The sequence below is a fragment of the Alteraurantiacibacter aquimixticola genome (assembly GCF_004965515.1).
Classification (GTDB): Bacteria; Pseudomonadota; Alphaproteobacteria; order Sphingomonadales; family Sphingomonadaceae; genus Alteraurantiacibacter; species Alteraurantiacibacter aquimixticola.
This window is the reverse complement of the sequence record NZ_SSHH01000001.1, coordinates 1,287,169-1,297,596: the sequence shown is the minus strand read 5'-3', so window position 1 is coordinate 1,297,596 and position 10,428 is coordinate 1,287,169. Positions and strand designations below refer to the sequence as shown.

Below are 10,428 nucleotides of genomic sequence, written 5' to 3'. Positions count from 1 at the left end.
CCTTACTCGGCGGGTTGGGCGACCAGCGGACGGTCGGCTTCAGCATTGTAGGATGCGGTGGTGAGGGGCTTTTCCTCGCGGAGCTTGCCCGCGATGGTCTGCCAGATGTTGTAGACCATGATCACGGCACCGGCGATGTAGAGCAGGCCGCCAAAGGCGCGAGCCACATACATCGGCCACATGGCGCTGACCGTTTCGGCAAAGCTGTTCACCAGATAACCGTCGGCCCCGTATTCACGCCACATGAAGCCCTGCAGGATACCTGCGACCCACATGCTGGCGGCATAGAAGACGATGCCCAGCGTGGCGCACCAGAAGTGCCAGTTCACCATGCGCAGGGAGTAGAGACGCTCACGACCCCACAGGCGCGGCACCAGGAAATAGACCGCGGCGAAGGTGATCATGCCGTTCCAGCCCAGCGCACCCGAATGCACGTGGCCGATGGTCCAGTCCGTATAGTGCGACATGCCGTTCACCGCCTTGATCGACAGCAGCGGGCCTTCGAACGTGCTCATGCCGTAGAAAGCGAGCGCCCAGACCATCATGCGGATGATCGGATCGGTGCGGATCTTGTCCCACGCGCCGTTCAGCGTCAGCAGGCCGTTGATCATGCCCCCCCAGCTGGGCATCCACAGCATGATCGAGAAGACCATGCCCAGCGTCTGCGCCCAGTCGGGCAGCGCGGTGTAATGGAGGTGGTGCGGACCCGCCCAGATATAGAGGAAGATCAGCGACCAGAAGTGCACGATCGACAGGCGATAGCTGTAGATCGGCCGCTCGGCCTGCTTGGGCACGAAGTAGTACATCATGGCGAGGAAGCCGGCGGTGAGGAAGAAGCCCACCGCATTGTGGCCGTACCACCATTGCACCAGCGCACCCTGAACTCCGCCGAAGACCGGGTAGGACCGGCTGCCCAGCAGGCTCACCGGCATGTCGAGGTTGTTGACGATGTGCAGCATCGCCACGGTCAGGATGAAGGCGAGGTAGAACCAGTTCGCCACATAGATATGCGGCTCCTTGCGCTTGATGATCGTGGCGACGAAGACCACCAGGTAGGCGACCCAGACGGCGGTCAGCCACCAGTCGACATACCATTCGGGCTCTGCATATTCCTTCGACTGGGTGACGCCGAGCAGATAGCCCGTCGCCGCCAGCACGATGAACAGCTGGTACCCCCAGAAGACGAAGCGCGCGAGGCCGGGAAAGGCGAGGCGCGCGCGGCAGGTACGCTGCACCACGTAGAAGCTCGTCGCGATCAGCGCATTGCCGCCAAAGGCGAAGATCACCGCACTGGTATGCAGCGGGCGAACGCGGCCGAAATTGAGGTAAGGCTCGAAATTCAGTACCGGAAAGGCCAGCTGCAACGCGATAAACAGCCCGGCAGCAAAGCCGGCAATGCCCCAGAACATTGTGGCGATTACGCCCCAGCGGATGGGATCGTCATCATATTTGCCCTCGTCATGGGCAGGTCGCAGCCAGTTGCCGAACCTGTCCACTTGCGAGCCCATCAGCGTCCACCACAGGGCGACGCCGATGGCGATGGCGACGATCACCATCTGCGCGGCAAAGGCGGCGTCATGCGCCAGCGCTGCCGCCATGAGTGCGAGAACCAGCATGGCGAACCACATGCCGGCGCGAGTTGTTAGAGCTTCCATTGACCATTTCCCCTGCGAGAATGGTCCGCCAATGGCCCCGGCAAGGGGCTCACTCATTGACCCTCATCAAATTGAAAATTTCAGCGATGCGAACGATTTGGTCGTGCTTTTTTGAGGCCGGTCAATTCTTTCTCAACCAGACGTGAGTAGCTGCCCTTACCGCCGCGTAAAGCATGACTCGCAGGGGGCAGTCATGGCGGCCTAACGGAGAACAAAAAATGCGAAAGCTCATCACCCCGATTTCCAGTGCGGTCGCGCTGGCTCTCGCCGCAGGGGTCGCAACGCCCGCAATGGCGCAAGACAGCGACACCCGCATCCAGGTCAAGATCATGGCAACCGCCGTCCTCCCCGACGGTGAGATCGACACGATCAATGCCGACAACCTCGGTGTACCCGCAGGCACGCAGACGGAGGCGAACAACAATGTCGTGCCGACCGTCGCCATCGAATATTTCTTCTCGCCCAACATCTCGCTGGAGACGATCTGCTGCGTCACCCAGCACGATGTGGACGTTTCCACCGGTCCGCTGGCCGGTGCCGAAGCCGTGTCGGATGCCCGGGTGATTCCCGCCACCTTCACGCTGAAGTACCACTTCAACCCCGGTGGCGTGTCGCCCTATATCGGCGCTGGCCCGACCTACTACATGTGGTTCAGCGAAGAACCCGGTGCCGGTCTCGCCGCGCTTGGTGCGACAGACCTCGACATGAGCGACGAACTCGGCGTTGCCCTGCAGGCCGGTATCGACGTGCCGGTCGGCGATTCGATGCTCGTCAGCCTCGACGCCAAGAAGTACTGGGTCGGCACCACTGCCGAATGGTACGACAGCACGGGCGCGCTGCTGCTTTCCACCGATCACAATGTCGATCCGTGGGTCCTGAGCGCGGGCGTCGGCCTTCGCTTCTGATCGGTCACACCGATTTGAAAAGACAAAGGGCGGTCCTGCGGGGCCGCCCTTTTTCATGTGAGCCTAGGAGCCCCCAAACCGGAGCCTAGTTGACCTCTAGCCGAACCTAGCCCGCCATATATTCGAGCGCAGGCCGGTCGAGGATCTTCACCGTTCGCCGCGTGGGCAGGTCAAGGATGCCCTCTCGCTTCAGCCGCGTCATCTGCCGGCTCACCGTCTCGATCGTCACGCCCAGGATATCGCCGATCTGCTGGCGCGAGAAAGGCAGGTCAAACTCCTCCAGCGTGCCATCACTCGGCGTTTCACAATTGGCATCGATAAGCCGCTCCGACATGTCGAGCAGGAAGGTCGCAACCTTCTCCTCCGCGCTTTTGCGCGCCAGCAGCAGCATCCAGCTGCGCGTGCGGTCCAGCTCGTCCAGCGTGCGCTTCAAAAGCTTGTGCTCCAGCGCCGGATGTTCGCCCGCAAAGCGATCGAAGTCCGACCGCGCGAAAACGCAGACGCGCGCATCGGTCAGCGCCGTCACCGAATGGCCGCTGGTGGCGCCGAACGGCCGGCCGATGAAGTCCGAAGGATAGACAACGCCAACGATCTGCTCGCGGCCGTCCTCGGTCGAATTGGTGAGTTTGAGAATGCCTTCGATCACATTGGCGACCAGGAGCGAATCATCGCCTTCCCAGATCAGCGGATCGCCCGCAGACAGCGTCTTTCGCCGCCCGATAGTGCTAAGCACCTCGATCTCGTCGCCATCCAGGGCCGCACAAATCGCCCTGTTGCGAACAACGCATGTGTCACATGATCCCATTGACGCTTTGCGTAACAGCCCGATAGCCGTGACGCAATCGCGCAAAATACGCGGTAACTTGTTGGGAAAATGGTAGCGGAGGAGGGACTCGAACCCCCGACACGCGGATTATGATTCCGCTGCTCTAACCACCTGAGCTACTCCGCCATCCGGCGTGCACGGGGGCGCCATGGCCTCCGGCAAGGCGCGCCATTTAGGGCGGGCATCCGCAGTGGTCAACCGCGAAATCGATCAGCTTGAAGATGCCGCGCGGTTCATCCGCAGCACTTTGGCCGCAAGGCCGCGATTGAGTGCGTGATCGAAGGCGCGCGAGAGCTCCGGCATGGCGGTGGAAAGCCGCATCAGGGTGTCGCGATCGAAGCTGGCGATGCGCATGCTATTGGTCACGGTGACGGTGGCCGAAGCCCCCTGCCCCGTGAGCAATCCCATCTCGCCCAGGAAGTCACCGGCGCCGCATACGCCCACCTGGCGCCCGTCATGCGTGATCGCGGCGGCTCCGCTGGCGATGTAGATTAGCGGTGGCTGCTTCTGCCCCTGCTCCATCAACACATCGCCCATCACCACGTCGCGCCATTTAAGCAGGTCGAGCAGGCGGCGCTGCTGCGCGGGTTCCTCAACCTTCAGGACATTCTCGATCAGCTCGCGCTCATGCGCGTCCATCAGCCCGCGGCGGGAGCGATAAAGCATCGCGCCGTAACGCAGGCCATTGGCAATGAGGAAGACGATCACCCAGCCAAGTCCGGACGAATCGGCGGCGAAGAACACGAAGTGTCCCAGCGCGGCAATCCCGCTCAGCAGGGCGAAGAGCCTCACGCTGCGCTCTCCCGGCACGATCATGGCGATGATGAGCAGAACCGCTGCGACTTGCAGCAGCATGGCGTCGGGACCGAAGAATGCCTGCATCATGCCCTCCACCTATCCCGTGGGACCAAGTCAGCCGCGAAACCTCCAGCGCTGGAGGAATTCCCACGGCCCACCCTTGTAAGCATGCAGCTCCAGCCCGCGAAAGGCAAAATCGCGCGGTTCGACACGCAGGGAGAGGTCCGCCTGCAACGCCTTCGCCTCCTCGATAGAGACCTTGTTCTGCACGGTGATATGCAGGCGCGGGCGATGTTCGTCCTGCGGGGTAAGCATGCCATGGAAGCGATCGGCCATCTCCTCCCACAAAGCGATCATTCCCGGGCTGGAAATCTGGAGGCCCGTGCCCTTCCCCAGCTTCATGACCCCTTCGAGCCGCGCAGGCACGGGCGGGTTTTCCGCCGCCAATCGCGCCAGGCAATCGCGTACCTCGCCCTCCGCGCTGGGCGGCAGGGCGTGGAACAGGGTGACATGGGCTTTGAGGACATTGCGCTCGGGCGGGAAATGCTCGGTCCTGAGCTGGTTCGCCCAGCTATAGAGGTCCTGCGGCAGTTCCGCGGTCACGATCAGCGGATCGTTACCGATGCTCACATCTCCCCGCGCTCGCGGCGGATAGCATACCACTTTTCGACATTGGCCTGATGCTCCGCCAGCGTGCGGCCAAAGGCGTGCCCTCCGCTGCCGTCGGCAACCATGAACAGCGCGTCGGTCTCGTCCGGATTGAGCACCGCGGCGAGGCTTTCGCGCCCCGGATTGGTGATCGGTCCGCGCGGCAGTCCCGCCATCGAATAGGTATTGTAGTCGTTCACCGCGTCGATCTCCGAACGGCGGATACGGCGGCCGAGCGGGCGGCCTTGCGTGATCGGATAGATGATCGTCGGGTCGGCCTGCAGGCGGATGCCTTCGCGCAACCGATTGGAATAGAGGCCGGCGACCATGCCGCGTTCGGACGGCACGCCGGTTTCCTTCTCGACGATCGAGGCGAGAACTACCGCCTCTTCCGGCGAATTCACCACGCTACGCGGTCCGCGTGTCGGCCACAGCTCGGCAATCGCCTGGTCCATCGCCGCCTGCATCCGCGCGAGCACTGCAGCGCGGCTCTCGCCCCGCTCGAAATCATAGGTGTTGGGGAGGACAGAGCCTTCCTCCGGCACGGAAATCTCACCCGTCAGCAGCGGTTCGGCCATCAGCGATTCGTGCACCAGCACGCTGGGCATGCCTTCGGGAATGGTCACGAAACGGCGGATCACCTCGCCATGCTGGAACGTGTCAAGAATGGTCGCCGGAGAAGCCCCTGCGGGCAGCAGGAATTCGCCTGCCTTGATCGGGTCCGAACTGCCGAAGAACTTCGCGCGCAGCAGGAAGCCGTCGGCGGAATGGATATGCCCCTCCTCCTCCAGCTTGCGCGCCGCCGAAGTCAGCGTGGAGCCGGAAGGGACGATGAAGGCAGTATCCTCCTTCACCGGGCCCGAGCCATACCAGCCCAGCCCCAGCCACGCCGCGCCGACCAGCGCGACGGCAACGACGATGGCTGCAAGCGCGAGGATGGCGCGCTTCATGGCAGATTTTCCCTTCAGTCGACCTTCTTCACGACCAGCGAGGCATTGGTGCCGCCGAAGCCGAAGCTGTTGTTGAGCGCCGCCTTCACTTCACGCTTCTTCGCGGTCAGCGGGACGAGGTCGACGCCATTGGTCCCGTCATCGGGCGTGTGCAGGTTGAGCGTGGGCGGCACGATCTGGTCGCGGATGGCGAGGATGCAGAAGATCGATTCGACCGCGCCCGCACCGCCCAGAAGGTGACCGATGGCGCTCTTGGTGGAGCTCATCGAGGCACCGCCAAGATCGTCACCCAGCACGCGCTTCACCGCAGCGAGCTCGATCGTATCGGCCATGGTCGAGGTGCCGTGGGCATTGACGTAATCGATATCCGTGGCTTCCAGCCCGGCCTTCTTCAGCGCCATGCGCATGGAAGCTTCTGCGCCCTTGCCTTCCGGATGCGGCGCGGTGACGTGATAGGCATCGCCCGACAGACCATAGCCGACCACTTCGGCATAAATTTTCGCGCCGCGCGCCTTGGCATGCTCATATTCCTCGAGCACGACGACGCCAGCGCCCTCACCCATTACGAAGCCGTCGCGGTCCTTGTCATAGGGGCGGCTCGCCTCGGTCGGGCGGTCGTTCATACTGCAATTGAGCGCGCGCGCCTGGGCGAAACCGGCAATGCCGATCGGGCAGATGGTCGCTTCCGCGCCGCCCGCCAGCATGATGTCGGCATCGTCGTCACGGATCATACGCGCGGCATCGCCGATCGAATGGGCACCAGTGGAACACGCGGTCACAACCGCGTGGTTCGGCCCCATCAGCCCGTATTTGATCGAGACCTGGCCGGAGATGAGGTTGATCAGGCGGCCATGGACGAAGTGCGGCGAGACGCGGCCGGGGCCACGTTCATGCAGGTTCACCGATTCCAGCTCGATACCCGGCAGGCCGCCGATACCCGAACCGATCGAGCAGCCGGCGCGCTCCTTCGTCGCGTCGTCCATTTCGGTGAGGCCGGCATCTTCCAGCGCCTGTCCGGCTGCATCGATACCATAGACGATGAAGGGATCGACCTGGCGCTGCACCTTGGTGTCCACGCGCTTGTTCGGATCGAAGCCCCATTCATGGTCGGCGGGCTTTACCTCGCCGGCGATCTGGCACTTCTGGTCCGATGCATCGAACCTGGTGATCGGGCCGATGCCGCTTTTCCCGGCGAGAAGGTTCGCCCAGGTGGTTTCCACATCCGCACCCAAGGGGGTGACAAGGCCAATTCCGGTTACGACCACTCGCCGCATGTCATTCTCTCTCCAAAATCACGAAAGGCCCAGCCGCGATGGCTGAGCCTTCCCTCCCCGTCCGCGTCCGGCGGGCCGTTTCGCGACCGGGGTGACGGGTACTTAGCCCGCGTTATCGTCGATGAACTTGATCGCGTCACCGACAGTGTTGATCTTCTCGGCTGCATCGTCGGGAATTTCGACGCCGAATTCCTCTTCGAAAGCCATCACCAGCTCGACGATGTCGAGGCTGTCTGCACCCAGATCGTCGATAAAGCTGGCATCGGGCGTGACCTTATCCTCTTCCACGCCGAGATGCTCGACAACGATCTTCTTAACGCGGTCGGCGGTATCGCTCATTTGGTTCCCTCTCGAAACACAGGTTGAATTTGATTTCGCCCTAGAGACTGGCGGGCGGGCTGGCAAGGGCCGTAAGGCCCAGATTTGCAGCCTTTACGACGTGGCGGTCAGTGACCGTGATGATTGGCCAGTTGCATGTCCGCCCGCATTCGCTCGTCCAGGCGGATAAGTCCGGCCTCGGCCTCATCGTCCGAATCCTCGAATTGCAACGCATGGCGATAAGCCGCTTGCGCTGCGTCGATGTCGTAGCGCTGCTCGGCACAAAGGCCGACATTGAAGCTGAGTGCCGGGTGATCAGGATTGGTCGCATGCAGTCTGGCGAATTCGTCGCAGGCCGCCGCTTCGTTACTGCCGGTCAGGCGAATGGCATCGCGAAAGGCGTTGCGATCATTGCCAGACAGGCCGCGACGGCGCTCCATGATGCGGATATCGTCGTCGCGATAGACCGGCGCCAGCGCATGGCGCGCCTCCAGCGCGAATTCCCCGATCATGGCACTGATATGCGGGTCGGCATCGGGCGCGTCGTCGAATTCGGGGCAGAACGACATCTGCCGCTGCTTCTCACTGTCCGACCGCCACAGCTCGTTGCCATTGGCCGCGATCAGCTGCATTTGCGGGCGCAGGTGGATGGTCACTCGCAGGCAATCGAGCTCGACCTCGCGCCGCTCGGTGCAGCGGCCGCGATCGTCCTCCGTCCAGCAGATTTCGCGTTCGGAGGTGTACTCGGTCTCAGAATAGCGCGGCTCGGCATGCCCTTTGAGCACGGCTTCCGCGTCCTCGGCAAAGGGCGGGACGAGGATGGCGAAATAGGATTCCCCATCGATCTGCGCCTCACGCAGGCGGGTGGCGACGGTGGAGGACAGCGCCGGACCGTCAATGCCGGTGAACTTGTCGACCATGATCGCGTTGAGTGCCGCCGCGCCATCGCTGTCTGCCGGGTAGACGCCTGTAATGCGCAACGTCTCCGCCGAGGCCGGTGTCGCCCACAGTGCCAGCGATGCCATGGCGTAAAAGGCCACGCCTCTTGCTTGCCCCAGCACGTGCAGTCTCCCCAGGATTGATCCTGAAGAAACCGTAGGAAAGGCGGCGCGGCACTGCAAGCCGCGCGCTGCCCGTTCCCTAGCCCTGCGCCTTCGGCGGTTCCACCGTGCGGATATGCACGTCGCGCAGCTGGCGCGCACTGACGGCGGAGGGAGCGCCCATCATCAGGTCCTGCGCCTTCTGGTTAAGCGGGAAGGCGATCACCTCGCGGATATTCGGCTCATCCGCCAGCAGCATCACAATGCGGTCGATGCCAGGGGCCGAGCCGCCGTGCGGCGGTGCGCCCAGCTTGAACGCCTCGATCATGCCGGAGAAGTCGCGGTCGACATCTTCCTTGGTGTAACCGGCGAGCTCGAAGGCCTTGTACATGATGTCCGGACGGTGGTTCCGGATCGCGCCCGAGCTCAACTCATAGCCGTTGCAGACGATGTCGTACTGCCACGCCTTGATCTCCAGCGGGTCCTGGCTTTCCAGCGCTTCCATCTCACCCTGCGGCATGGAGAAGGGGTTGTGGCTGAAATCGACCTTCTTGAGGTCCTCATCATACTCGAACATCGGGAAATCGACGATCCAGCAGAACTTGAAACAGCCCTGCTCGATCAGTTCGAGGATTTCGCCGGTACGGGTGCGCGCGGCGCCCGCCAGCTTGGCGGCTTCCTTTTCCTTGCCCGCGGCGAAGAACAGGCCGTCATTCTCGCCCAGCCCCAGCTCCTCATAGAGCTTGGCCATGTTCTCAGGCCCGTGGTTCTTGGCGATCGGGCCGCCGAATTCGCCGCCCTTGCGGGTGACATAGCCGAGGCCGGCAAAGCCTTCACGCTTCGACCAGTCATTCATCTCGTCGAAGAACTTGCGACTCTTCTCATGCGTGTTCGGCGCCGGGATCGCACGGACGACGCCGCCCGAACCAACGATCTTCTCGAAAATGCCGAAGCCCGACTTCTCGAAGTGATGCGAAACGTCGCTGATCACGATCGGGTTGCGCAGGTCGGGCTTGTCGGTGCCGTATTTCAGCATCGTCTCGGCATAGGGAATGCGCGGGAAGGTGCCCGCCGGGGTGACCGTCTTGCCGTTCGCGAATTCCTCAAACACGCCGGCCAGCACCGGCTCGATGGCGTTGAACACGTCTTCCTGCGTGACGAAGCTCATCTCGAAGTCGAGCTGGTAGAATTCGGGCGACCGGTCGGCGCGCAGGTCTTCGTCGCGGAAACAGGGTGCGATCTGGAAATAACGGTCGAAACCGGCGACCATCAGCAGCTGCTTGAACATCTGCGGTGCCTGCGGAAGCGCGTAGAATGTGCCCGGATGCAGGCGGCTCGGCACGATATAGTCGCGCGCGCCTTCGGGGCTGGAGGCGGCCAGGATCGGGGTCTGGAATTCGGTGAAGCCCTGGTCCTGCATGCGGCGGCGCAGTGACGAGATCACCTGCGAACGCAGCATGATATTGGCGTGCATCGTCTCGCGGCGCAGGTCCACGAAGCGGTACTTGAGGCGGATATCCTCCGGATAATCCTGCTCACCAGCGACGGGGAGCGGCAGTTCCTCTGCCTTGCTCTGCACGGTCACGTCGCGGGCGAAGACCTCGATCGCGCCGGTCGGCAGGTTCGGGTTCACCGCCTCGGCAGCGCGCGCCTTCACGTCGCCATCGATGGTGACCACACTTTCCAGCTTCAGCGCATCGAGCACCGGCAGAGCGGGCGAATCCTCGTCCGCCACGATCTGCGTGATGCCGTAGTGATCGCGAAGATCGACGAACAGAACGCCGCCATGATCGCGCTTGCGGTGGATCCAGCCAGACAGGCGAACGCTATCGCCGACATTGTCCTGGTTGAGGGCGGCGCATGTGTGGGTGCGGAAAGCGTGGGTGGTCATCGTGTCTTCAAATACCGTGAATTGGGAAAGGCGCGCCCTTAGAAGACCCGCGTCAGGAAATCCAGAGCGGGTGCCTTGTAGGCCAACCTCTTTTTAAGGCACTATGCATAACGGGTCCAAGAC

Annotated in this window: 10 protein-coding genes and 1 tRNA gene; 1 reads left to right on the top strand and 10 read right to left on the bottom strand. The window is 62.8% G+C overall.

Going from position 1 to position 10,428, the window contains the following annotated elements:
- Window positions 1–2: 2 nt before the first annotated feature.
- Window positions 3–1,655, bottom strand: coding sequence for a cytochrome-c oxidase, cbb3-type subunit I (gene ccoN, locus E5222_RS06005; protein WP_136692768.1), 1,653 nt, complete (start codon window positions 1,653–1,655; stop codon window positions 3–5).
- 218 nt (window positions 1,656–1,873) lie between these two features.
- Between ccoN and E5222_RS06000 the strand changes: the two genes are divergently transcribed.
- Window positions 1,874–2,560: an OmpW/AlkL family protein gene (locus tag E5222_RS06000; protein WP_136692767.1), complete on the top strand. Its 687-nt coding sequence runs from the start codon at window positions 1,874–1,876 to the stop codon at window positions 2,558–2,560.
- 106 nt (window positions 2,561–2,666) lie between these two features.
- On the opposite strand, the gene E5222_RS05995 is transcribed toward E5222_RS06000, so the two are convergent.
- The 9 genes from E5222_RS05995 to aspS all read right to left on the bottom strand — a co-directional run bounded on the left by E5222_RS05995 (window position 2,667) and on the right by aspS (window position 10,305).
- Window positions 2,667–3,365 (bottom strand): Crp/Fnr family transcriptional regulator, encoded by a 699-nt coding sequence (locus E5222_RS05995; RefSeq protein ID WP_136692766.1) that lies wholly within the window; start codon window positions 3,363–3,365, stop codon window positions 2,667–2,669.
- A 70-nt stretch (window positions 3,366–3,435) separates the two neighbouring features.
- Window positions 3,436–3,512, bottom strand: a tRNA-Met gene (locus E5222_RS05990).
- 84 nt (window positions 3,513–3,596) lie between these two features.
- Entirely contained in the window at window positions 3,597–4,271 is a 675-nt protein-coding gene (locus tag E5222_RS05985; RefSeq protein ID WP_136692765.1) for a cyclic nucleotide-binding domain-containing protein, read from the bottom strand.
- A gap of 27 nt (window positions 4,272–4,298) precedes the next feature.
- Window positions 4,299–4,814 carry a 2'-5' RNA ligase family protein gene (locus tag E5222_RS05980; protein ID WP_342773169.1) on the bottom strand — a complete coding sequence of 172 codons (516 nt, stop codon included), beginning with the start codon at window positions 4,812–4,814 and terminating at the stop codon, window positions 4,299–4,301.
- Window positions 4,811–5,782 carry an endolytic transglycosylase MltG gene (gene mltG / locus E5222_RS05975; RefSeq protein WP_136692764.1) on the bottom strand — a complete coding sequence of 324 codons (972 nt, stop codon included), beginning with the start codon at window positions 5,780–5,782 and terminating at the stop codon, window positions 4,811–4,813. The genes E5222_RS05980 and mltG overlap by 4 nt, the downstream gene beginning before the upstream one ends.
- A 14-nt stretch (window positions 5,783–5,796) precedes the next feature.
- Complete coding sequence (gene fabF / locus E5222_RS05970) at window positions 5,797–7,056, bottom strand: beta-ketoacyl-ACP synthase II (RefSeq protein ID WP_136692763.1); 1,260 nt, start codon at window positions 7,054–7,056, stop codon at window positions 5,797–5,799.
- A 102-nt stretch (window positions 7,057–7,158) separates the two neighbouring features.
- On the bottom strand, window positions 7,159–7,395 hold the full coding sequence (locus E5222_RS05965; RefSeq protein ID WP_136692762.1) for an acyl carrier protein: 237 nt from the start codon (window positions 7,393–7,395) through the stop codon (window positions 7,159–7,161).
- 107 nt (window positions 7,396–7,502) lie between these two features.
- Entirely contained in the window at window positions 7,503–8,435 is a 933-nt protein-coding gene (locus tag E5222_RS05960; protein ID WP_136692761.1) for a tetratricopeptide repeat protein, read from the bottom strand.
- A 79-nt stretch (window positions 8,436–8,514) separates the two neighbouring features.
- Entirely contained in the window at window positions 8,515–10,305 is a 1,791-nt protein-coding gene (gene aspS / locus E5222_RS05955) for an aspartate--tRNA ligase (protein ID WP_136692760.1), read from the bottom strand.
- Between the last annotated feature and the right edge of the window lie 123 nt (window positions 10,306–10,428).

Coding starts and splice junctions, on each gene's coding strand:
- E5222_RS05995 (WP_136692766.1), bottom strand. CDS start 3,365: ATGGGATCATGTGACACATGCGTTGTTCGCAACAGGGCGATTTGTGCG.
- aspS (WP_136692760.1), bottom strand. CDS start 10,305: ATGACCACCCACGCTTTCCGCACCCACACATGCGCCGCCCTCAACCAG.
- ccoN (WP_136692768.1), bottom strand. CDS start 1,655: ATGGAAGCTCTAACAACTCGCGCCGGCATGTGGTTCGCCATGCTGGTT.
- E5222_RS05985 (WP_136692765.1), bottom strand. CDS start 4,271: ATGATGCAGGCATTCTTCGGTCCCGACGCCATGCTGCTGCAAGTCGCA.
- E5222_RS06000 (WP_136692767.1), top strand. CDS start 1,874: ATGCGAAAGCTCATCACCCCGATTTCCAGTGCGGTCGCGCTGGCTCTC.
- E5222_RS05965 (WP_136692762.1), bottom strand. CDS start 7,395: ATGAGCGATACCGCCGACCGCGTTAAGAAGATCGTTGTCGAGCATCTC.
- fabF (WP_136692763.1), bottom strand. CDS start 7,056: ATGCGGCGAGTGGTCGTAACCGGAATTGGCCTTGTCACCCCCTTGGGT.
- mltG (WP_136692764.1), bottom strand. CDS start 5,782: ATGAAGCGCGCCATCCTCGCGCTTGCAGCCATCGTCGTTGCCGTCGCG.